Origin of the sequence: Serratia grimesii, from assembly GCF_900186025.1 — a bacterium.
GTDB lineage: Bacteria > Pseudomonadota > Gammaproteobacteria > Enterobacterales > Enterobacteriaceae > Serratia > Serratia grimesii.
In genome coordinates, this window is record NZ_LT883155.1 from 4,293,576 (window position 1) to 4,316,944 (window position 23,369).

The 23,369-nt window shown below is 55.0% G+C and carries 17 protein-coding genes and 2 pseudogenes; 7 read left to right on the forward strand and 12 right to left on the reverse strand.

All coding sequences use genetic code 11. The features are described from left to right. Positions 1 to 6: 6 nt before the first annotated feature. The 5 genes from SGBXF1_RS20155 to SGBXF1_RS24085 all read right to left on the reverse strand — a co-directional run bounded on the left by SGBXF1_RS20155 (position 7) and on the right by SGBXF1_RS24085 (position 4,800). Positions 7 to 1,746 (reverse strand): cytochrome c biogenesis protein DipZ, encoded by a 1,740-nt coding sequence (locus SGBXF1_RS20155; protein WP_186427445.1) that lies wholly within the window; start codon positions 1,744 to 1,746, stop codon positions 7 to 9. Positions 1,747 to 1,759: 13 nt separating this feature from the next. Further along, a complete protein-coding gene (gene msrB / locus SGBXF1_RS20160) occupies positions 1,760 to 2,257 on the reverse strand; it encodes a peptide-methionine (R)-S-oxide reductase MsrB (protein WP_037426579.1) in 498 nt (165 codons plus the stop codon). Positions 2,258 to 2,445: 188 nt separating this feature from the next. Further along, positions 2,446 to 4,422 carry a biosynthetic arginine decarboxylase gene (gene speA / locus SGBXF1_RS20165; protein WP_037426581.1) on the reverse strand — a complete coding sequence of 659 codons (1,977 nt, stop codon included), beginning with the start codon at positions 4,420 to 4,422 and terminating at the stop codon, positions 2,446 to 2,448. Continuing rightward, the gene (locus SGBXF1_RS20170; protein ID WP_115185180.1) at positions 4,415 to 4,558 is read right to left on the reverse strand and encodes a virulence promoting factor; all 144 of its coding nucleotides are present in this window, start codon (positions 4,556 to 4,558) and stop codon (positions 4,415 to 4,417) included. The genes speA and SGBXF1_RS20170 overlap by 8 nt, the downstream gene beginning before the upstream one ends. A 98-nt stretch (positions 4,559 to 4,656) precedes the next feature. Next, a complete protein-coding gene (locus tag SGBXF1_RS24085; protein WP_464773948.1) occupies positions 4,657 to 4,800 on the reverse strand; it encodes a hypothetical protein in 144 nt (47 codons plus the stop codon). Positions 4,801 to 5,317: 517 nt separating this feature from the next. On the opposite strand from SGBXF1_RS24085, the gene metK reads away from it, so the two are divergent. Continuing rightward, the gene (gene metK / locus SGBXF1_RS20175) at positions 5,318 to 6,472 is read left to right on the forward strand and encodes a methionine adenosyltransferase (RefSeq protein WP_037426582.1); all 1,155 of its coding nucleotides are present in this window, start codon (positions 5,318 to 5,320) and stop codon (positions 6,470 to 6,472) included. Between the two features lie 108 nt (positions 6,473 to 6,580). On the opposite strand, the pseudogene SGBXF1_RS23915 reads toward metK, so the two are convergent. The 7 genes and pseudogenes from SGBXF1_RS23915 to hrpB all read right to left on the reverse strand — a co-directional run bounded on the left by SGBXF1_RS23915 (position 6,581) and on the right by hrpB (position 18,176). Then, positions 6,581 to 6,805: pseudogene (locus SGBXF1_RS23915) on the reverse strand (NadS family protein). Between the two features lie 22 nt (positions 6,806 to 6,827). Further along, the gene (gene fhuB / locus SGBXF1_RS20180; RefSeq protein WP_061807937.1) at positions 6,828 to 8,816 is read right to left on the reverse strand and encodes a Fe(3+)-hydroxamate ABC transporter permease FhuB; all 1,989 of its coding nucleotides are present in this window, start codon (positions 8,814 to 8,816) and stop codon (positions 6,828 to 6,830) included. Continuing rightward, positions 8,813 to 9,721 (reverse strand): Fe(3+)-hydroxamate ABC transporter substrate-binding protein FhuD, encoded by a 909-nt coding sequence (fhuD, locus tag SGBXF1_RS20185; protein WP_186427446.1) that lies wholly within the window; start codon positions 9,719 to 9,721, stop codon positions 8,813 to 8,815. Before fhuD ends, fhuB begins: the two co-directional genes overlap by 4 nt. After that, on the reverse strand, positions 9,721 to 10,518 hold the full coding sequence (gene fhuC, locus SGBXF1_RS20190) for a Fe3+-hydroxamate ABC transporter ATP-binding protein FhuC (protein ID WP_037416849.1): 798 nt from the start codon (positions 10,516 to 10,518) through the stop codon (positions 9,721 to 9,723). Before fhuC ends, fhuD begins: the two co-directional genes overlap by 1 nt. A gap of 47 nt (positions 10,519 to 10,565) precedes the next feature. Then, positions 10,566 to 12,767 carry a ferrichrome porin FhuA gene (gene fhuA / locus SGBXF1_RS20195; RefSeq protein WP_186427447.1) on the reverse strand — a complete coding sequence of 734 codons (2,202 nt, stop codon included), beginning with the start codon at positions 12,765 to 12,767 and terminating at the stop codon, positions 10,566 to 10,568. 254 nt (positions 12,768 to 13,021) lie between these two features. Next, a complete protein-coding gene (mrcB, locus tag SGBXF1_RS20200; protein ID WP_061807934.1) occupies positions 13,022 to 15,517 on the reverse strand; it encodes a bifunctional glycosyl transferase/transpeptidase in 2,496 nt (831 codons plus the stop codon). Positions 15,518 to 15,737: 220 nt separating this feature from the next. Continuing rightward, positions 15,738 to 18,176, reverse strand: coding sequence for an ATP-dependent helicase HrpB (gene hrpB, locus SGBXF1_RS20205; protein ID WP_186427448.1), 2,439 nt, complete (start codon positions 18,174 to 18,176; stop codon positions 15,738 to 15,740). Between the two features lie 79 nt (positions 18,177 to 18,255). On the opposite strand from hrpB, the gene thpR reads away from it, so the two are divergent. The 6 genes and pseudogenes from thpR to folK all read left to right on the forward strand — a co-directional run bounded on the left by thpR (position 18,256) and on the right by folK (position 23,361). Next, the gene (gene thpR, locus SGBXF1_RS20210; protein ID WP_061807933.1) at positions 18,256 to 18,798 is read left to right on the forward strand and encodes an RNA 2',3'-cyclic phosphodiesterase; all 543 of its coding nucleotides are present in this window, start codon (positions 18,256 to 18,258) and stop codon (positions 18,796 to 18,798) included. Further along, the gene (sfsA, locus tag SGBXF1_RS20215) at positions 18,795 to 19,502 is read left to right on the forward strand and encodes a DNA/RNA nuclease SfsA (protein ID WP_061807932.1); all 708 of its coding nucleotides are present in this window, start codon (positions 18,795 to 18,797) and stop codon (positions 19,500 to 19,502) included. Before thpR ends, sfsA begins: the two co-directional genes overlap by 4 nt. A gap of 183 nt (positions 19,503 to 19,685) precedes the next feature. Next, positions 19,686 to 20,141, forward strand: coding sequence for an RNA polymerase-binding protein DksA (gene dksA / locus SGBXF1_RS20220; protein ID WP_012146687.1), 456 nt, complete (start codon positions 19,686 to 19,688; stop codon positions 20,139 to 20,141). Positions 20,142 to 20,338: 197 nt separating this feature from the next. Beyond that, a pseudogene (gene gluQRS, locus SGBXF1_RS20225) lies at positions 20,339 to 21,249 on the forward strand (tRNA glutamyl-Q(34) synthetase GluQRS). Positions 21,250 to 21,343: 94 nt separating this feature from the next. After that, complete coding sequence (gene pcnB / locus SGBXF1_RS20230) at positions 21,344 to 22,861, forward strand: polynucleotide adenylyltransferase PcnB (RefSeq protein WP_370452798.1); 1,518 nt, start codon at positions 21,344 to 21,346, stop codon at positions 22,859 to 22,861. Next, positions 22,861 to 23,361, forward strand: a complete 501-nt coding sequence (folK, locus tag SGBXF1_RS20235; RefSeq protein ID WP_037416837.1) for a 2-amino-4-hydroxy-6-hydroxymethyldihydropteridine diphosphokinase — start codon at positions 22,861 to 22,863, stop codon at positions 23,359 to 23,361. Before pcnB ends, folK begins: the two co-directional genes overlap by 1 nt. Positions 23,362 to 23,369: the final 8 nt, after the last annotated feature.

The following is a 23,369-nucleotide window of genomic DNA, read 5'->3' on the forward strand; positions in this document are numbered from 1 at the left end:
ACTGGATTAGCCGAAAGTGAAGGCGTAAGCCGCAGCCCCAGCCTGTTCAAATTCAATACTGAAGGTGTGTTCTCCAGCGCCGTCGGTTTGCCGAATCAGTTGATAGAGACGCTGATCGGTGACCACGCCGCGTCCGTCCGGTGTCACATCCGTACCATGCATCTCACCAGGTGCTTTGCCATCCAGCGTCACTTTAAACGCGACCGGTTTCCCCCCGGCACTCGGGCCTAACACCAAATGCAAATCTCGAGCATGGAAGCGGTAGACGATGCGTCCTTGAGGGGCATTCAACGTCACGCTTTCTTCACCCACCGTCCAGTTTCCTACCAGCCCCCAATCATTGAGCGATAAGCTTGCCGGCACGGCATAGCTAGCGCTCTTGTCCTGAGTCACCTCGCCGGAAGCAAAGTTTTGCGCCCGTGCGTAACCCAGGTAAGTTTCTGGTGAGATATCAGTCTGATTGCCCGCCGCCTGTTCAACGCCCTGGCCGGCAACCTGGCTAACAGCCGTGCTGATATTTTTTGCCCCCGCTTGGCGTAGCAGCTCCTGAATCACCCGCTCAGATTGTGCATAGTCACCTTCACCAAAATGTTGGTAACGAATATGCCCGGTGGCATCGATAAAATAGTGTGCAGGCCAATATTGATTGTTGAACGCGCGCCAGATGCTGTAGTTGTTATCGATGGCGATCGGGTAGTCGATCCCCAGTTTTTTCGCCTCTTTGGTGACATTGCCAATATCTCTCTCGAAGGCAAATTCCGGCGCATGTACGCCAATCACCACTAATCCCTGATCACGATATTTCTCCGCCCAAGCCTTCACATAGGGAAGGGAGCGTAGGCAGTTGATGCAGGAGTAAGTCCAAAAATCGACCAGGACTACCTTGCCACGCAGGGACTCCGTCGTCAGCGGCGGAGAATTCAGCCACTGTACAGCCCCTGACAGGGACGGCATCTCGCCCAGGTCATCCAACATGGGTTGTGAGTCGACTGCCGTTTGCACAGAAGATCGCACCGGCGTTGCGGCGGGAGTAAATACCTGTACCAACCGTTGTTCAATACCGCCTGTGGACGCGGCCGAAATGCGTGCCAGCACCGTGGTATCAAGACCGAGCGCAATCGCCACAACCCCCAGTAGCATCGCCGCCCCCAGCCCACGTCGGATCCATTCACCGGCCCCCAGTGAGCGTTTCATGGCGCTGAATACCTTACCGCCGATCAACAATGCTAATGCCAATGAAGTCGCCGCCCCAGCGGCATAGGCCAGTAGTAACAATGTTGAACCGACATTCGCACCCTGCAATGCGGCACCGGTCAGTACCAGGCCGAGTATCGGTCCAGCGCAAGGTGCCCAGAGCAGGCCAGTGGCGACGCCCAATAGCAGCGATGAGCCAACCTGGTGCTGTTTGTCTGCCGCAATCTTGTCAGACAGACGATTGCCTGCCGACACCAACGGGTGCATCACGCGTTCGGCAACCGCCGGAAACAGTAAGGTGATGCCAAATACCGCCATCAGGATCAATGCCAGCCAGCGACCATATTGATTGGCCGCCACGACCCAACCACCACCGACGGCAGCCAGCGTAGCAAACAGCGCAAAGGTCAGCGCCATTCCCACCAGCATCGGCAAACCGGAGCGCAAGAAAGGACGATCGGCGCGCGAGAAAATGAACGGCAGCACCGGCAGAATGCAGGGACTGGCGATAGTCAGCATGCCGCCGAGATAAGCCAGGATCAGGATCAACATATCGCTCTCCCCATTATGCTTTTTGCGGCGCGAACAACAGCGCCAACCCGTTCATGCAGTAACGCAATCCGGTAGGTTGTGGACCGTCGTCAAACACGTGCCCCAGATGCCCGCCACAGCGCCGGCAGTGCACCTCGTCTCGCACCATACCAAATGAACGGTCCTGGCGCTGGGCAACGGCATGATCAAGAGGTTGATAAAAGCTCGGCCAGCCGGTGTGGCTGTCAAACTTGGCATGGGAGGAGAACAGCGGTAAATCGCACCCCGCACAGGAAAACACCCCATCACGGTGTTCGTCATTCAGCGGGCTGCTATAGGGAGTTTCGGTGCCCTCCTCTCGCAAAATATGGTATTGCGCAGCGGACAACCGCTCATGCCACTGTTGATCAGTGTAGTTGACTTCAAATTGCGCGGTGGCCGCAGCCCGCACCGCCCATGTCGGCAATAGACCCAGCGAAAACGCCGCGGACAGGCCACCGCCAACCAGAATAAACTGCCGTCTGTTCATCATCACTGCCACCCCGGAGACTGATCAAACCGATAATGACAACCTACAAAGAAAACCCTGTCCGAATCCTCACGGAGAGTTAACAAATTTGTGATAACTGGTATGGGAGAAGGGATATCGCGGGGGAACTGCGGAGGAAAAACAATAAAAAAGGCCGGGCATCAAAGAGATACCCGGCCTTTCAGCGTTACTTACTCGTCTTCTAAATAAGTATAACCGTACAAACCGGCCTCGAATTCTTCCAGGAACTGCGCTTGCAGTTCGCTGTCGAGATCGGTTTCTTTTACCTGATCGCGGAATTTAGCCAGCAGCGCGGTAGGATCGAGCTGCACGTATTCCAGCATGTCGGCAACGGTATCGCCTTCATCAGACAATTCAGTTTCTACCGTGCCATCAGGGAAGACAAACACGTCAACCGAGGCAGTATCACCGAACAGGTTGTGCATGTTACCCAGGATTTCCTGGTAGGCTCCCACCATAAAGAAGCCCAGCGCCGGCGGGTTTTCCGGATCGTACGGCGGCATTGGCATGGTGGTCGCTACGCCGTCACCGTCGATGTAGTGATCAATAGTACCGTCGGAGTCACAGGTGATGTCCAGCAGCACTGCGCGGCCTTCTGGTGGCTTATCCAGCCCTTCCAGTGGCAACACTGGGAACAGCTGGTCTATACCCCAGGCGTCCGGCATTGATTGGAACAGCGAGAAGTTGACGTAGAACTTGTCTGCCATGCGCTCTTGCAGTTCGTCGATGATTGGACGGTGTGCACGGTTGCTTGGATCCAATTGCTGCTGGATTTTGTTGCAGATGTTCAGGTACAACTGCTCAGCCCAGGCACGCTTGGTCAGATCCAGCATGCCATGAGCATACTGAGTGTGGACATCATGCAGGTCCATCTGGCTGTCGTGCAGCCATTCACGCAGCGAGCGGCGGTTCTCCGGCTCGTTCATTTCCAGCCAGGTTTCCCACATGCTTTCCAGCGCGCGCGGTGCGTCCTCTGCCGGTGGCAAGGGTTCGCTGAATTCGTTGCGCTCAACGCCGATCACGTTGGATACCAGCACTGTATGGTGTGCAGTAACCGCACGGCCGGATTCGGTGATCACGGTCGGATGTGGCAAGCCATGTTCATTACAGGCGTCGCCGATACCCCAGATCACGTTGTTGGCGTATTCGTTCAGGCCATAGTTCACAGAGCAATCAGACTGTGAACGGGTACCTTCATAATCCACGCCCAGACCGCCGCCCACGTCGAAGCACTGGATGTTGACGCCCAATTTGTGCAGTTCGACGTAGAAACGTGCCGATTCGCGTACGCCAGTGGCGATGTCACGAATATTGGCCAGCTGCGATCCCAAATGGAAGTGCAGCAATTGCAGGCTATCAAGGCGGCCCGCTTCACGCAGGGTTTCCACCAGTTTCAACACTTGAACGGCTGCCAGCCCGAACTTGGACTTTTCGCCACCGCTCGACTGCCATTTACCGGAGCCTTGCGACGCCAGACGCGCACGCACGCCCAAGCGTGGTACCACATTCAGACGTTCAGCTTCTTCCAGCACCATGTTGATTTCGGACATTTTCTCGATCACCAGGTACACCTTGTGCCCCAGTTTTTCGCCGATCAATGCCAGACGGATATATTCACGGTCTTTATAGCCATTACAGACGATCACAGAACGGGTCATGCCAGCATGTGCCAGCACGGCCATCAGCTCAGCTTTAGAGCCAGCTTCCAGCCCCAGCGGTTCGCCAGAATTAACCAAAGATTCAATCACGCGACGGTGTTGGTTCACTTTAATCGGGTAAACCAGGAAATAGCCACCTTCATAACCGAACGATTCACGCGCACGTTTGAAAGCGGCATTGATCGAACGCAGGCGGTGCTGCAGGATCTGCGGGAAGCAGAACAGCGCCGGCAGACGCAGACCGTCTTTTTGGCGTTGTTTGACCAAATCGGCCAGATCGACACGCGCCTGTGGGACGTCAGGATCTGGGCACACACTGATGTGACCCAGTTCATTGACGTCATAATAATTGTTGCCCCAGTAGGCGACGTTATAAGTGCGCAGCATCTTGCTGGCATCACGGTCATTCATAGCAACCTCCTGCATGGAGCGCAAAGATATAGATTCGCCCGTAGCTGACGGACGGTGAATCAACAGATCATCAGACATTACTCGCCTCACATCCCGTACTGACGATACAGTCAGCCACTATCGCAGCTACAACCCGCGAGAACAACCCAACAAACCGCACTTGCGGCAGCGAATAAAACTGCCGTTCGCGGTCAGCGATCGGTTTATTACTCATATAATTGTAAGACACCCTGTTCAAACCTCGTGAATCGGGTCAAGAAACATCCCACAGGAAGGCTGCAGGCTACCCTTGTTCAGTTCTTCAGACGACCGTTAACCGGCCCGAGAATCCTGAGTAGCGCCCAAGTGTTTATCACACCTGGAAGGTGGTGTAGAGACTAGACGGGAAATAGCAGAAGAATGTGCGCCAGAACGGCACTGCTGTTGAGAACCAACAACCGGTAGACAACGGATCATTAATCCAACCACCTCCACGCACGTCGTCCACAATGAACGACCGAGCCTCTATTAATAGTGTAAGAACGTGACCGTTCTATGAAGCGGCGACGCCACAAATCGACGTCTGCGACTGACCATCCGGCCACTAACGGGAGCGTCACAGAAATTTACAACTTCTTGCCCCACGCTGTGCATCAAATGAGCCGCGCGCGCAGTTTATACCGATAACACGGGGAAAATGCAAAATGAAAATTTGTCGAAAACTGTTTCAAGCGATGAAAATGGCGTCAGTAGCTTTGCGCAAAAGAGCGAATTGGCAAAAAAATACTGGCAATCCGGTCAAGGCCTGACCTAAAATAGACGTCCAGATGTTAATCCATCTATACTGATTAACGAAGAAACTGCTTAACGGCTTTGCCTGAGGGGCGTTGCAGGATGTATCTCGCGCCATCAGCGGAAGACCCTTCGCTTTGATGCCGGATCTCCAGCGCTGTGCAGTAATTTCTAACCCGTCTTATGCAAGGTAAAGAATACAATGGCTAAACACCTATTCACGTCCGAATCCGTCTCCGAAGGGCATCCTGACAAAATCGCTGACCAGATCTCCGATGCCGTTCTCGACGCCATCCTGGAACAAGATCCTAAAGCACGCGTCGCCTGCGAAACTTACGTGAAAACCGGCATGGTACTGGTTGGCGGTGAAATCACCACCAGCGCTTGGGTCGATATCGAAGAAATCACCCGTAAAACCGTACGCGAAATCGGTTATGTGCACTCGGATATGGGTTTTGACGCCAACTCTTGTGCCGTACTGAGCGCTATCGGCAAGCAATCCCCAGATATCAATCAGGGCGTTGACCGTACCGATCCGCTGGAACAAGGTGCTGGCGACCAGGGTCTGATGTTTGGCTATGCCACCAATGAAACCGACGTGCTGATGCCTGCACCAGTAACCTACGCGCACCGTCTGGTACAGCGTCAGGCCGAAGTGCGTAAAAACGGCACACTGCCATGGTTGCGTCCAGATGCAAAAAGCCAGGTAACCTTCCAGTATGACGACGGCAAAATCGTCGGCATCGACGCAGTAGTACTGTCCACCCAGCATTCCGAAGATATTTCTCTGAAAGATCTGCAAGAAGCGGTAATGGAAGAGATCATCAAGCCAGTTCTGCCTACAGAATGGCTGAGCGCCAGCACCAAATACCACATCAACCCAACCGGCCGTTTCGTTATCGGCGGGCCAATGGGTGACTGCGGTCTGACCGGACGTAAAATCATCGTTGATACCTACGGCGGCATGGCCCGTCACGGTGGCGGCGCGTTCTCTGGTAAGGATCCATCTAAGGTTGATCGTTCAGCAGCATACGCAGCACGTTACGTAGCAAAAAACATCGTTGCTGCCGGCCTGGCTGACCGTTGTGAGATCCAGGTGTCCTACGCGATTGGCGTGGCAGAACCAACCTCAATTATGGTGGAAACCTTCGGTACCGAGAAAGTCCCTACCGAACAGCTGACCCTGCTGGTACGCGAGTTCTTCGATCTGCGTCCATACGGCCTGATCCAGATGATGGATCTGCTGCAACCAATCTACCGCGAAACTGCTGCCTACGGCCACTTCGGTCGTGAGCACTTCCCTTGGGAAGCGACTGACAAAGCAGAACTGCTGCGTGATGCTGCTGGCCTGAAATAAGCCCGCGCATTCTATGTGAAAACGGCGAGCCTAGGCTCGCCGTTTTTGTTTCTGGTGGAGGGACGCTGGACGCAGCGCATGCAGCAGGTAAACAATCCGCACAGAGGTCTAATGTGCTACAAGTTCCCTGAAGCATGCGGGGTTAACCTGGATCACCGCCAACACCTTTGCCATTTCGCTCTGAGAAATATTCAGCTACGCCCTGATCGCCTTCACATCTGCGATGTCATAACGAGTGGCATTGGCCGGAACTTTAGCCCCGTTCTTCAATTTCTTCAGCTCTGATCTTTCCATGTCGGTCAGACTGTCTTTAATACTTTTCGGGTATGTCATCACCAGGGCGTTACAGCGCCAGTTACGACGTTTGTTTACGCAACAGATAAACGAAATACGGCGCACCGATAAAGGTCGCCAGCAGCCCCGCAGGGATTTGGTAAGGGAACATAACCATCCGCCCACACCAATCGGCAAACACCATCAGCAAGCCCCCTAACAACGCGGAAATCACCATTTGCGGTAACGCACGACGGAAGCCCAACATACGCGCCATGTGTGGTGCCATCAGGCCAATAAAACTCAGTGGCCCTACGGTCAACGTCGCCATTGCGGTCAGCGTGGCGGCCAGCAGGAGAATGGTCAACCGCACTGGCGTCAACGCGATCCCCACGGAGCGGGCAGTGGCGCTGCCAAGCGGCAGAATACTGAGCCAACGACGGCACAGGGGGGCCAACACAATCAGCATCGCCGCAATAATCGCCGTTCGCACTGCCTGCTCCGGTGTCACCGAATAGGTAGAACCAGAAATCCAGGTCAGCAGCCCACCGGTGCGGGGATCACCGCTGGCCAACAGCAGGAAAATGGTGGTGGTAAACGCCGTGCTGAGTGCAATACCGGCCAAGAGCATGCGTTCGGTGGAAAAACCACCCCGCCCTGCGGCAATCATGATCACCAGTAAAGTACCGGCAGCTCCCAGGCTCCCAGCAGGCAGCAACCAAACAAAAGCATCCCCCGGTACAACCAACAACATCATCACTACGCCGAACGCAGCACCCGAGCTGATACCCAACACTTCCGGGCTGGCCATCGGGTTACCCGTCAACTTCTGGATTAACGTCCCAGCAACCGCCAGCATCATACCCGCCGCCAGTGCCGATAAGACACGTGGCCAGCGCCACGGCATCAGTGACTCCAGCTCAGCACCCTGGCTCCAGTGCCAACCGGCAGCATTTTGCCCAAACATCAATGCCACAGTCAGACCGGCGAATAACACCGCGCCCGCCAGCGCGACCCATGCCAACAGATGACCACGTTCTGCTGGCACTTTATCACCCAGATTCATTGGTGGTGGCGTAGAAGCGCTGCGCAGCCGCGGTAGCAACCACAACAACAGCGGCGCACCAAACAGCGCGGTCGCGGCCCCGGTAGGAACCTCACGCCATACCTGCGTCAGCCAGATCATCACCTGATCAGTTAACCACAGCAACAACGCCCCCAGCAGAGGGGCCAACATCATGCGATGTGCCAACCGACGTGCCCCTAGCATTTTCGCCATCAAAGGGGCAAACAAACCGATAAAACCGATCACGCCCGCGGCATTAACCAACATGGCGCTGAAGATGATCGCCACAGCCAGCGCGCAAAAACGCGCCATCGACAACCCCAGCCCCAGATTGCGTGCCACACCGTCGTCCAATCCCAACAGCGTTAGTGGTCGCAGTAACAAGACCGCCAACAACCCGGCCACCAGCAAACGCGGCAGGATAAACTGCACAGTGCTCCAGTCTTGCTGGTTCAGTGCACCGGTGCTCCACAAAAAGACGCCCTGCAGTTGATCGTAATTGAACAGCGCCAGCAGGCTGTTAACCGCACCGCAGTACAACCCCAACACCAGCCCAGCGAGGATCAGCGTCACCGGCGACATGCGTTTGCCCCACGCCACGCCAAACACTAATCCGCCGACCACCACAGCTCCCACCATCGCCGCCAACTGGCGTGTCAGTTCACCACCCGGCAACATCCACAGTGTCGCAACCGTCAGCCCAAGCTGCGCCCCAGCGGAAACGCCGAGCGTCGCGGGTTCTGCCAACGGATTGCGTAATACCTGTTGGAACAGTACACCGACCAACCCTAATCCGGCCCCGGCCAGCAAGGACACCGACAGCCGCGGTAACAGGCTATAGTGAAACAACATTTGGTGCACATCGTCGATGTCCGGTGCATTTAGCGCCTGTCCCCACTGTGCCCATGGCAGCTGTTGTAGCAAGTTATAAAGCGTTAAACCGCTGGCGCTTGCCAGCAGCACCAGAACCAATGTCACCGGCAATGCACGGATACGTGCGTTCATGAATAGCTCTCCTGCGCGTGTTCCAGCAAATGACAAAAGCGCATCGCCGATAACGTCGCACCGTAGAACCACACTGCCGGTACCTGACGTAATTGATTCTGTCTAACGAAGGGTAATGCTTGCCACAACGGAGTCGAACTCACTTTATCCATCATCGCCTGATTACCGTGATCGAGGTAAATCGCCCGTGCGCTTTTCACCGTCACCAGACGTTCAATTCCCACCACTGCCGTGCCCCAGAAGTTGGTTTCCCCTTCCCAGGCATTTTTTATCCCAAGCTGATCCATCACTTCCTGGAACAGACTCTTCTGACCAATAACCAGGGCATGGCGAGTGTCCATCAGTGAAAACATCAGTAGTGGCTGCTGAGTATACGAATGCAGGCGCTGACGTGCGTCCTGAATGAAACGATCAAACTGCGCCAAATGTTGCACCGCACGCGTCTCTATCCCCAGCCGCTGTGCTAATGCCTGTAGCGATGCCCTCGCGACCGTCAGCGGCTTGCCGCTGCCGTCGTTGAAGCTAAAGCTCATGGACGGTGCGATTGGCTCCAGCTTTTGTGGCGTTGGCCCATAGCCCTTCGACAGCAGCATCAAGGATGGGTGAAGCTGCTGCAACAATTCGAGGTTAGGTTCGGTACGCTGGCCCACGTCAATAACCGATGCTGGTAGCTTTGGCTCTTCCACCCACAGGTTGTAGTTATGGATATCAGCTACTGCCAGTGGCGTAATCCCGAGTGCCAATAACAGCTCAATAGGCAGCCATTCCAGCGCGACAATGCGCGTCAAATCGGGCGACGTTTCAGTAGCATGTCCCGGCAGGGAAAATAGCAATGGAGACAGCGCCATCGCCGTCAGCAGGCGACGGCGTACGGCATCATGATGAAACTCAGAGGAATCAGACATCAGTAGACAAAACTCACCGGCGCACCGCCGCTTGGATGTGGCAGCGTCCCCATAGGAATACCGTAAATTTGTTCCAGCACGTCACCCTGCATCAGATCTAATGGGGTACCCTGTGCAATCATCTCACCGCCGCGCAACGCCACCAGATGGTCGCAATAGCGTGCAGCCATATTGATATCGTGCAACACCGCAATCACCGTCAGACCGCGCTGGCGGCTTAATCGTTGAATCAGCGCGAGCACCTCAACCTGATGCGCAATATCCAGCGCCGAGGTCGGCTCATCCAGTAACAGACAACGACTGTCTTGCGCCACCATCATCGCCAGCCACGCTCGCTGGCGTTCGCCGCCGGACAGACTATCTACCAGTCGATTGGCAAAGGGTTTCAAGCCCACCAGCGCAATCGCCTCTTCCACCTGTTGGCGATCGTTAACGCCAAAGCGCCCCAGTGCGCCGTGCCACGGATAGCGGCCAATGGCCACCAGTTCACGCACCGTCATGCCTTCTGCGGCAGGCAATTGTTGGGGTAAATAAGCAACCTGACGCGCAAAGGCTTTACTGTCCCATTGGCTCAATGGCTGTTGGTTGAGCAATGCGCTGCCGGTGGATGGGTTCTGGTGGCGACCCAAAATTTTTAACAGCGTAGATTTGCCTGAACCATTGTGACCGATCAACCCACACACTTTCCCCACGGGAAAGGTCAGCGATAATGGCTGCAATAGCACACGACCGGGAACGGCAAAGCTGGCGCTATCTAACGTAAAAGTGGCATCGTGATTGGGGTGTTTATCCTGCATAGGTCCTACTCTGTCCGGGGCGACATAACGCCGCCCCGGTTATCCGGTTAGAAGCGGAAGGTTGCGGTGGCGACCACCTGGCGTTCAGCGCCCCAATAGCAGCCATATGTCGCGAAGCAGCTAGAGACGTATTCTTTATCAAACAGGTTGTTCACGTTGATGCCAATCGAGGAGCCAGGCAGATTGAAACGCGCCAGATCGTATTTTATCGCGGCATCAACCACCGTGTAGTCCTTCACTTTAAAGGTATTGGCCTCATCCCCATAGCTGGAACCGACATAGCGAACACCCGATCCCAGCGTCAAACCGCTAAGTGCGGTTTCATGGAAGGTGTAATCCGCCCACAGTGAGGCCATGTGTTTTGGAATCGCGGCCGGGGTGTTGCCCTGAAGCGTGGTGTCCTTGGAATATTCGGCATCCGTATAGGTATAAGAACCCAGCAGGTTAACATTGGCTGTCAACGCAGCTTTGGCTTCCAGCTCGACACCACGAGAGCGAATCTCACCGCCTTGCACGCTGGCGAATGGATGATCTGGATTAGGGTCAGCCACCTTGTTGTTGGTTTTAGTCAGCTGATAGATCGCCATGCTGGCAGTAATAGGACGATCTTTCGGCGCAAACTTCACACCAGCTTCATACTGTTTGCCCTTGGAGGCGGCGAAGGTGTTACCACTGAAGTCCGTGCCTGAAGTTGGCTCAAAGGATTCACTGTAACTGATATAAGGTGCCACACCGTTTTCAAATACATAATTCAGACCAGCGCGGCCGCTGAATTCGTTGTCCTTCTGCTTTGATACCGAATTCTGGTTCAAACGGTTGGTGCTGTTCGTATCACTCCAATCATAGCGCCCCCCCATGGTCAGCACCCACTGGTTCCATTCAGCCTGATCCTGTACGTAAAGCCCAGTTTGCTCCTGACGATTGACCTGACTTGCACCACCAGTAATGGTGTAACTTTGGTTACCATATTGTGGGGCTATAACATTCAGAGGAGAAGCAGTGCCGTACTGATAGACGACGTCATTGCGCATGCGCATGTAGTCCACGCCCATCAACAAGATGTGATCAACTTGCCCCGTCGCAAACTTGGCCTGCGCCTGCGTATCTACAGTAAAGCTGGACATGTGCTCTTTTGAGTTCATCACGCCACGTGTCAATTCAGCAGGGTTAGTCGCGCTGATACCCTGACCATAGATGGAGCGGTAATCAACGTCCATCTTGGAATAGCGCAGGTTTTGGCGCACCGTCCATACGTCATCAAACCCATGCTCAAAGGCGTACCCGACCATCTGCTGCTTACGCGAGATGTTGTTGTAACCCGGCTCACCGTCGTTGAAACTGGTTGGTAATTTACCATTGATGCCATTTTGCACCGTGCCCTCTTTCGGCAACCAGCCATAGAAGCCCACGCTTGGGTCATCCTGGAAACTGCTGAGGAAAGTCAACGAGGTACGATCATCCGGCCGCCAACTGAAAGAAGGCGCGATAGCATAGCGCTTGCTCTTTTCACCCACTTGCTGCTGATCTTCATCACGCGCCAAGCCGGTCAAGCGGTAAGAGTAAACACCGTCATCATCCACTGCACCGCCAAAGTCGAAGCCGGTCTGGAACAGATTGTCGGTACCCATTTTGAACTGAACTTCACGAAGGGTTTCAGTCGTTGGGCGTTTGCTGACCAGAGCGACGACACCACCCGGACTGCTCTTACCATAAAGTACCGAGGAAGGACCGCGCAGCACTTCAGCGCGCTCCAGGAAGTAAGGGTCAATTTGGTAAATGGAATAGTTATCATCCTGCAGTTTCAGGCCGTCCAGGTACATATTGGTACCCACTGAACTAAAACCACGAATGTTCACAGCGTCGTAGGCGGTAGAGGCACCACGGTTGCCCACCATCACACCTGGCGTATAAGCCAACGCACTTTTCACCGTTTCCGATTGGCGCATATCCATCTCTTCACGCGTGACGACAGAGACCGACTGCGGCGTTTTAATCAGCGGCGTATCCGTTTTAGTACCGGTAGCGCTGCGCTTGGCCACATAGGTGCCGACTGGCCCCCAGGCGCTTTCTTGCTGAGACTGACCGCTGCCTACCACGGTAATCGTGTCTTCCTTGGCGGTCGATTTGGTGTCAGCGGAAAATGCCGGCATCGCCAGCGTGCCAAGTGCAGCAGCGATAGTGATCGCTAACCCACTGGCGTGAATTCGGCCCTGCTTGGCCATGGGAAATGGAAGACGCTTGGACGGCATAAGTGATTTCTCTGGTGAATTATTTGATGACGAATGTAAACGATAATAATTATTATAAGCGACGCATTTTATGCAGAAGCCAAATTAAACTGCAAGTCGAATTCAGCCTGTAAATTGGTGTGTGATTAACCGCTTAGCCACATTAACCTGATGGAAATAAACTGCGCAGAGAAATAAAAAAGCCCGCAACAGAAAGTTACGGGCTTAATAACAAAGAAAAATTTTTCGCCTAAGCGTTTTACATGATTGGGCGCTTACTTACCGAACATGTCCTTGATCCAGCCCGCCACACCGTCAGCATCTTTTTGCTCACCCGCCTGCTGCTGTTGCTGTTGTTGCTGAGCGGCCTGACTTGCCTGGCACAACCCCTGCGGATTATCAGTCCATACGGGAATGGTACGCCCACCGCCGCTACAGACAAAGTTACCGCTGGCATCGATGCCCATCTGGTTAATGCCTTCCGGCGGCTGCAACATCAGCGGCAGCGGCGTCTGGTTTTCCAGATAGCGACGATACAGGGTCAACGCACCATTGGCACCGGTCAGCTTAGCTGGACCGTTGTTATCACGCCCAACCCAGGCGATAGCCACTTCTTTACCGTCGATACCGGCAAACCAGCTGTCACGCAAATCGTTGGTGGTACCGGTTTTCGCCGCCAGATTGTAGTTAGGGAACTTGACCGACAGTGAGCGAGAGGTCCCACGCGCGACACCTTGTTGCATGGCGTACAACGTCAGGTAAGCCGCCTGAGCCGGCACGACACGCTCCGCCTGCGGGAAGCTCTGATACAGCACTGAACCGTCTTCAGCAATCACCGAACGCACCGCAGACAGTGGAGCACGGTTACCGCCACCGGCGATAGTTTGGTATTCCTGCGCCACTTCCATCGGTGTCAAGCCAATCGCCCCAAGCAGCATCGAAGGCACTGGGTTAATTTCTGCCTTTGGAATGCCCAAGCGTTGCAGCGTAGCACTGATTTGATCCAGCCCAACCGCCATACCCAGATTCACCGTGGGTACGTTGAGTGAAAAGGCGAGACCATCCACCAACATCACCTGACCACGGAATTTGCGGTCATAGTTGTTTGGCTGCCAGACAGTGCCGTTCGACAATTTCAACGTCAATGGCTGATCTGCCAACCAGGTGTTGAGACGGTACTTATCTGGTTCAGACAGCGCCGTCAGGTAGGTTGGTGGCTTGGCCAGCGATCCGACCAAACGACGCGCCTGCATGGCACGGTTAAATCCGGCAAACTGTGGATTAGCACCACCGACCATGGCGCGAACTTCACCGCTGAAGCGATCGACAATCACCATCGCCGCTTCCAGATCCTGCACGTGACGCGCAGCCTTCAGCGCCGGAATACCGTCCTCAACGGCTTTTTCCGCTGCATCTTGTGATACCGGGTCCAACGTGGTGAAGATCTTCACACCGGACAGATCATTAACCTTATCGCCCAGCTTGGCTTGCAGTTCCTGGCGTACCATCTGCATAAACGCGGGCTGCGGCGTGATCACCCCGCCTTTTGGCTGCACGCCCAGCGGCCTGGCGCTGAGCATGTTATACAGCTCTGCGTCGATAACACCCTGGTTCTGCAACAGTTTTAATACCAGGTTACGGCGCTCCAGCGCCAGTTTCGGGTTGCGCCAAGGGTTATACAGCGACGCCCCCTTAACCATACCCACCAACAGCGCCTGTTGATCCAAACTCAGTTCGTCCACCGGACGGCCAAAGTAATACAGGCTGGCCAGAGGGAAACCACGAATCTGATCATTGCCACTTTGGCCGAGGTAAACCTCATTCAGATAAAGCTCAAGGATACGGTCCTTGCTGTAACGGTAATCCACCAACAACGCCATGTAGGCTTCGTTGGCTTTACGCCACAGCGAACGCTCGTTGGTTAAGAACAGGTTTTTCACCAACTGCTGCGTCAGCGTACTGCCGCCCTGTACCGCACGTCCGGCCGTCAGGTTAGCCAACACCGCACGGCCAATGGAATAGGGGCTGATACCGTCATGTTCATAGAAATGGCGGTCTTCCGTGGCAATCAATGTATCGACCAGCAGGTCCGGGAAACCAGCGCGCGGGACAAACAGACGCTGTTCACCGTTCGGCGACTGCAACATGGTGATCAGACGCGGATCGAGGCGGAAGAACCCGAAGCTACGCTGGTTTTCCATGTTCTCGATTTTCGCCAGGCGGTTATTCTGGAAATCCAGGCGAGCGTGGATCTGGCCCTCTTTACCGTCTGGGAAGTCAAATGGGCGGCGCAGCATTTCAATGCTGTTGGCCTGCACGGTAAATTCACCTGGACGTGTCATGCGGCTTACCTGGCGGTATTGCATGCCTTCAAGCAAATCGACCATTTCCTTTTTGCTGTACGGCATGCCCGGTTCCAGGTTGACCATGCGGCCATAAACCGCTGCCGGCAACTGCCAGACTTTGCCGTCAATGCGGCTGCGGATCTGTGAATCCAGATAGACACCGTAGATCGCCAGCAGGACAGCGACCACCAGAATCAGTTTGATCAGCAGGCCGAGCCAGCGGCGTTTTTTACGCGGCGGAGTCGCTTTTACCTTACGCGGCATGCGTTCTTCCTCGTCTTCATAATCATCTTCGTCATCCTGGTACTCGTCTTCCTCGTAATCATCGTAATCGTCATCTCGACGACGGCGCGGCGGTTTGCGCGACGCGGTGCGTGTTGGTTGTTTCCCTTTGCGCCCAATGGGCTCGCGGTCATCCCCAGCCATTGCTGTTACTCTCCAGACTTGGCGGCACTGCCGGCCATTATGAGTCGCTTAATCTGTCGCGGCATTAGGCTGCTGAACAGAAGAAACATCTGAATTCTCCCCCTAAATAATTGGCGTTGCATCGAGGCGGCAAGAGAACTTATCCCGATGAGCTTACGCGAGTAAGTGATTCGGATAAGTGAACACAGCCAACACCGATGCGGCGTCAAGTATGACGGGGTTACTGATACTTTTTCGTGCGCCGCGTAGGTGCGGTATTCGCCGGGTCGTCCGGCCACACGTGCTTCGGGTAACGCCCTTTCATCTCTTTTTGCACTTCTTTGTAGGCCCCCTGCCAAAACGCCGCCAGATCGCCGGTGATTTGTAATGGCCTGTGCGCCGGTGAGAGTAACTCAAGCACCACCGGGATGCGACCTTCTGCCAGCATCGGACTGCGCTGTTCACCAAACACTTCTTGCAGACGCACTGCCAACGCAGGTGGTTTGCCAGCGTCATAACGGATCGGTAACCGGCTGCCGGTTGGCACAGTGTAATGAGTGGGTAGCGCATTATCCAGCCGCTGCTTTTGCTGCCAGCTCAACAACCGCACCAACGCCTCAGCAATATTCACCTGTTTTAACCCACGCATGTCACGTACGCCACTCAGCGACGGCAACAACCATTGCTCCAACGATGCCAGCAACGCATCATCGTCGACCGGCGGCCAGGCGGCCTCTGGCAACCAGTTTTGTGCGCACTGCAAACGCAGGCGCAACTGTTCAGCGGCAGTATCCCAGTTCAGCACTGCGACACCTTGGGCACGAACCCAATTGAGCAACGCCTGTTGTAACTCTTCGTCAGCCGGTTTGGCCAATGGTTGTGCGCGCAGCGTCAAACGGCCAATCTGCTGACGCTTCCAGGCACGCAACGTGCCTTTTTCCTCGTCCCACTCCACTGCGGTTTGCTGGGAAACGATCGCCGGCAGTTGCGCCGCCAAAACCTCAATGTCTACCGGTAGTGCCAGCAAAATACGTGCATCGGGGCTGTTATGCCCTTGCAGCAGGCTGGGTACGATCAGCCAAGGGGCTCGTGATAATGCTTCATCCTGATTCATCGCTGCACCCATGCCGTTAGCCAGCAGGTAACGACCATCCTGACCACGCCGTTGAGCAATGCGGTCAGTAAACGCCAACGCCAAGAGGCTCGGCGCCATATCCACATCCACCTGTCCCGCCTTTACCTGCAAATGCCGGGCAAGCTGAGTGGCGCGTCGTTGCCAGTTCGGCTGCGGGCGGCTCAGCCAGTAACCAATGTCCATTTGTCCTCTGCGCGGTGGTTCTTCCAGCAACGCAGCTAATGCAGCGGCCGTTGCCAGTCCATCAGCACTCCGCTCTGCTCCTTGGGTTAGCATCGCCGCCAAACGCGGTTCACAACCCAGAATAGCCATCTGGCGACCGCGTGCAGTCAGTTTATCGCCGTCATCGGTGGCGCCAAGATGCTGCAACAACCTTCTGGCTGCCGCCAGCGCTGGCTCAGGTGGCCGGTCAAGCCAGGTCAATTGCCCTACTTCATGACAACCCCATTGCAGCAACTCCAGCCAGAAAGCGGCGAGATCACTTTGCAAGATTTCCGGCTCAGCATGTTCCGCCGCCCGCTCGGCCTGCTCTTTGGCAAACAGATGCCAGCAAATGCCCGGTTCCAGACGACCGGCACGGCCAGCACGCTGAATCATTGATGCCTGGCTAATGCGTTGTGTCACCAATCGCGTAAGGCCGTTCCGCACGTCATAACGCGCCACACGCTCCAGGCCACTGTCTACCACCAACCGAATACCTTCGATGGTCAGGCTGGTTTCAGCGATGTTGGTTGCCAATACCACCTTTCGCCGCCCTGCCGGTGCCGCCTGAATCGCTTTCTGCTGCTGCGCCAACGGCAAGGCACCGTACAGCGGGCATAATTCGATATCGGCCGCGACGTCGCCGCTCAGACGCTCCAGTACCCGATTAATCTCAGCCACACCAGGCAAGAACAGCAGTAAGGATCCCGTCTGCTCAGACAACAGGCGCTTAACGGCGCTCGCCACACCGTCCTCCAGCCGTTGATGACTGGTTAACGGTTGATATTGACGCTCAACAGGGAAGCTTCGACCAGCGGATACCACTACTGGGGCCTGCGGCAACAACTGCGCCAGACGAGCGTTATCCAGCGTTGCTGACATGATCAGCAGCTTTAAATCGTCGCGCAGACCCTGCTGTACGTCCAAGAGTAGCGCTAATGCCAGATCGGCCTGCAGGCTACGCTCATGGAATTCATCGAGAATCACTAACGAAACGCCCTGCAGCTCAGCGTCCTGCTGCAACATGCGGGTAAGAATGCCTTCGGTCACCACTTCCAGCCGGGTATGCGGCCCACTTTTGCTTTCGGCACGCATGCGGTAACCCACCGTCTGACCAGGCTCCTCCCCCAGTTGCTGCGCCAATCGGTATGCCACGTTTTTCGCCGCCAACCGCCGCGGTTCGAGCATGATAATTCGCCCCGGTAGCCCAGCCTTGGCCAGGATCTGCAGCGGCAGCCAGGTCGATTTACCGGCACCGGTCGGTGCATGCAATAACACCTGAGGGGCGGATTGCAGCGCAGTGAGCAATTCATCAAGAACCGCGCTGACGGGCAGTGAAGACACAGAACTCTCCGTAGTGGTTAACATTGGGCGGCGCACATTGTAGCATTAGACTCTGCGTTTCATTACTTGCCGGGTATCTATGTCCAGTTCGCGCCGCCTTTTTTTTGCCCTGACCTTACCTGATGCGCTACAGCAGCAGGTGATCCGTTGGCGTGCAGAAAGCTTCACACCAGAAGCGGGTCGGCCCGTCGCCGCAGCCAATCTGCACCTGACGCTGGCCTTTCTTGGGGATGTTTCGGCACAAAAAGAAACCGCGCTAAAGAAGCTGGCTAGCCGCATTAGTCAGCCCGGTTTCAGCATGGTATTGGATGACCTGGGCCATTGGCCTCGTCCCGGCGTGGTTTGGCTTGGCACCCGGCGAGCCCCACGCAAATTGCTGCAATTGGCAGAGCTTTTGCGCTCGCAGGCCGCCCGCAGTGGGTGCTATCAAAGCCCGATGCCGTTTCATCCGCACATCACGCTATTGCGCTCCGCAACACAGCCCGTCGCCATACCACCGGCAACACCGGGCTGGATCTTCAGTGCCGACGCATTCGCCTTGTACCAGTCAGTTTTTGAAAACGGCCGCACGCGTTATCAGATGCTTGAACAATGGCCCTTAGCCAACCAGGACAATCCATGATTTTTACGCCACCGTTGCGCCACGCCACGCTGATTAAACGTTACAAACGCTTTTTGGCGGACGTCATCACACCGGAGGGAGAAACCTTTACCCTGCACTGCGCCAATACCGGTGCCATGACCGGTTGCGCCACACCCGGCGATACCGTTTGGTATTCCACATCGGATAATGCCAAGCGTAAATACGCCCACAGTTGGGAGCTGACACATACCCAACAAGGGGACTGGATTTGTGTGAATACCTTACGCGCCAACACCTTGGTGCGCGAGGCTATCGAACAGAATCTAATCAATGAATTATCCGGTTACAGTAAAATCAGCAGTGAAGTGAAATATGGCAGTGAAAACAGTCGTATCGATTTGTTATTACAGGCAGAAAATAGAGCTAGCTGCTATATTGAAGTTAAGTCAGTCACATTATTGCAACAACAACGTGGTTACTTCCCTGATGCAGTAACGCTCAGAGGACAGAAGCACTTACGTGAGTTGCTAAGCGTGGTTGAAAGCGGGCAACGGGCGGTTTTGTTCTTTGCTGTGTTACATAGCGGTATTGAACAGGTCGCACCGGCACATCATATAGATGAGCGTTATGCGGCACTGTTAGCACAGGTTCAGCAGTTGGGCGTAGAAGTAGTTTGTTATGGGGCTAAATTATCACCTGACGGTATATCTCTCTGCGATAAGTTACCGTTTTTTATCGATTAGCGCTGACCGGGCACAAATATTCCGACAACCGGTTATCGCGTCGCCAAATACGCCTTCCTTCACACCATTGTCAAGCAGGCGACAGGAATAATTGCCAACCTACGTCCCATCTGTTATTTATAGCGGCCTGTTTTTCCCCCGCATTGGGGATTCGATAGTGCGTGTGTATGTAGGAGAAGCAACATGCAAGAAGGGCAAACCCGTAAAACCTCGTCCTTGAGCATTCTCGCCATCGCTGGGGTGGAGCCGTACCAAGAGAAGCCGGGCGAAGAGTACATGAACGACGCCCAGTTGTCGCATTTCAAGCGCATTCTTGAAGCATGGCGCAACCAGCTCAGGGATGAAGTGGATCGTACTGTGTCGCATATGCAGGAAGAGGCAGCTAACTTCCCTGATCCGGCCGACCGTGCCACTCAGGAAGAAGAGTTCAGTCTTGAACTGCGTAACCGCGATCGCGAACGCAAACTGATTAAAAAGATCGAGAAAACGCTGAAGAAAGTAGAAGACGAAGATTTCGGCTACTGCGAATCCTGCGGCGTGGAGATTGGTATTCGTCGCCTTGAAGCGCGTCCGACTGCCGATTTGTGCATCGACTGCAAGACGCTGGCCGAAATCCGCGAAAAGCAGATGGCCGGTTAATATACCTAAAATAGTTGGAGTTGCATCAAGGCGGCAAGGGAGCTTATCCCGATGAGCTTACTCAAGTAAGTGATTCTGGTAAGTGAGTGCAGCCAACACAGAGGCAACTTCAGCTATGACGGGTATACAGTTGTTACCGCTGCGGCGTGCGTATCTACGTGCGCCGCACAGAGAAAAGGGAAAGTTTCCCCTCTGATATGCAAGAAAGACATTATGTGGGGCGCTTTGCCCCATCGCCTTCCGGGGATCTGCATTTCGGTTCGCTGATTGCTGCTCTGGGAAGCTACCTTCAGGCTCGTGCTCAACACGGGCAGTGGTTGGTTCGCATTGAAGATATCGATCCCCCGCGCGAAGTTGCCGGTGCGGCTGATCGCATCTTATCCGCTCTGGAACACTATGGTCTCCTCTGGGACGGCCAGGTCATCTATCAATCCCAACGCCATGAAGCCTACCGGGCAACGCTGGATCAACTCCAACAGCAAGGGCTCAGCTATTTCTGTAACTGTACCCGTAGCCGTATCCAGCAGATAGGTGGCCTTTACGACGGTCACTGCCGTCATTTGCATCTTGGCCCTCAGGGTGCTGCCATTCGTTTACGGCAGTCCGCACCTGTTTTCGCCTTTCACGACCGACTGCAGGGTGAGTTACACGCTGATCCCGCGTTGGCGCAGGAAGACTTTATCATCCGCCGACGTGATGGCCTGTTCGCCTATAACCTGGCGGTGGTGGTTGACGATCATTTCCAGGGTGTGACCGAAATCGTACGCGGTGCCGATTTGATAGAACCGACGGTGCGCCAAATTGCGCTATACCATCAGTTGCAGGCACCGGTACCTACTTATGCGCATTTGCCGCTAGCGCTGAGCGCTAATGGCATCAAACTGTCGAAACAAAACCATGCGCCCGCATTGCCCGACGGTGATCCTCGCCCCGTACTGCTTGCCGCACTGAAGTTTCTGCGCCAACCACTACCAGAAAGCTGGCAAGATCTTGACCTGTCGTTATTATTGAGCTGGGCAATCGCACACTGGAAGCTGGATAATGTGCCGCGTCAGGAGGCTATCCCCTGGGCGGAAACACATCGGCATTCTCAAAAGAGCCATGGTGAGCTATGATTAGCCGCTATTTTTTGTTAGCGCCATTTTTATCAGACACTATCGAGGTGTACCATTTTTACCCGAGTAGCCAATTTCTGCCGTAAGGTGCTAATCCGCGATGACAAGCAGCCGCGCGATGATGCGCCGGTCAGCGATAAAAACGTAGTCCGCGAAGAAAGCGTGGTGGCTGAACAGCCAGCTGCGCCGCAGCAACGTTCCGCCGATCGCGGCAGAGAAAGCCCTGCCCGCCGGCCGGCACCGCGTAAACGCCCACCTTTTCCTGCAGCAGAGGGAAACGGCTCAATGACCGTAATCCCACGCGACCAGCATTCCATCTCACGTAAAGACATCAGTGAGAATGCACTGAAGGTGCTATACCGCCTGAACAAATCCGGCTTTGAAGCCTATCTGGTCGGTGGCGGCGTACGTGATCTGTTGCTTGGCAAAAAGCCAAAAGATTTCGACATCACCACCAATGCAACCCCAGAACAAGTGCGCAAGTTGTTCCGCAACTGCCGTCTGGTTGGTCGCCGCTTCCGCCTGGCGCACGTCATGTTTGGGCCGGAAATCATCGAGGTTGCTACCTTCCGTGGCCACCACGAACAGCAAACGCCGGAATCGGACAAGAATTCTTCCCAGCAGGCCCAAAATGGCATGCTGTTGCGTGACAACATCTTCGGTTCAATCGAAGAAGATGCTCAGCGCCGTGACTTCACCATCAACAGTTTGTATTACGGTGTCGCGGACTTCACCTTGCGTGATTACGTCAACGGCCTGCGCGATCTGAAGCAAGGTGTGATTCGCCTGATCGGCGATCCAGAAACTCGTTACCGCGAAGACCCGGTGCGCATGCTGCGTGCTGTGCGCTTTGCCGCCAAGCTGGACATGACCATCAGTGATGAAACCGCCGAGCCGATCCCACGCCTGGCGTCACTGTTACATGAGATCCCACCGGCGCGTCTGTTTGAGGAATCACTCAAACTGTTGCAGGCAGGCTACGGTTATCCGACCTATCTGAAGCTGTGTGAATACCAGCTGTTCCAGCCATTATTCCCACAGATTGCACGTCACTTCACCCCGAACCATGACACGCCAATGGAGCGAATCCTGGCACAGGTGCTGAAGAATACCGACTATCGTCTGCAGAATGACATGCGCGTCAATCCGGCGTTCCTGTTTGCTGCTATGCTTTGGTATCCGTTGCTGGAACATGCCCAGAAACTGGCGCAGGAAAGCGGGTTGGCATATTACGATGCCTTCGCTCTGGCGATGAATGACGTGTTGGACGAGCAGTGCCGCTCGCTGGCGATCCCGAAACGTATCACTACTCTGGTTCGTGATATTTGGCAGTTGCAGCTTCGGCTGTCACGCCGCCAAGGCAAGCGCGCACACAAACTAATGGAACACCCGAAATTCCGCGCCGCTTATGATTTGCTGGCGCTGCGTGCGGAAGTAGAAGAAAACCCGGAAATGCTGCGTCTGACCGAATGGTGGGGCGAGTTCCAGGACGCTACTCCAGCACGCCAAAAAACCATGTTGAACACTTTGGGTGACGATCCGGCACCACGACGCACGCGTCAACGCCGTCCTCGTCGACGGACGCCGCGTAAAGAAGGGGAATAATGATCCGCGTTTATATCGCGCTGGGCAGTAACCTGGCGCACCCGCTACAACAGGTGAAAGCCGCACTGGAAGCGCTGGAGCATCTCCCGCGCACCCGGTTGATCGTTTGTTCTTCGTTTTACCGTACTAAACCGCTGGGGCCACAGAACCAGCCGGACTTTCTCAATGCCGTGGTTGCATTGGATACATTATTGCCTGCCGAACAGCTGCTTGATCACACCCAAGCGATAGAACGCAATCAGGGCCGCGTGCGCAAAGATGAACGCTGGGGCCCTCGTACACTCGATCTGGACATCATGCTATATGGCGATGACGTCATTCATACCGATCGCCTGACTGTGCCACATTACGGCCTGAAAGAACGTGAGTTCATGCTTTATCCGCTGGCGGAAATCGCCCCTGAGTTGATATTCCCTGATGGCGAATCCCTGGCAAGCTGCCTGAAGCGCGTGCCGAAAAATGGCATGGAACTCTGGCATCACCCCAAGCAGAAATCCTGAATCGGGCG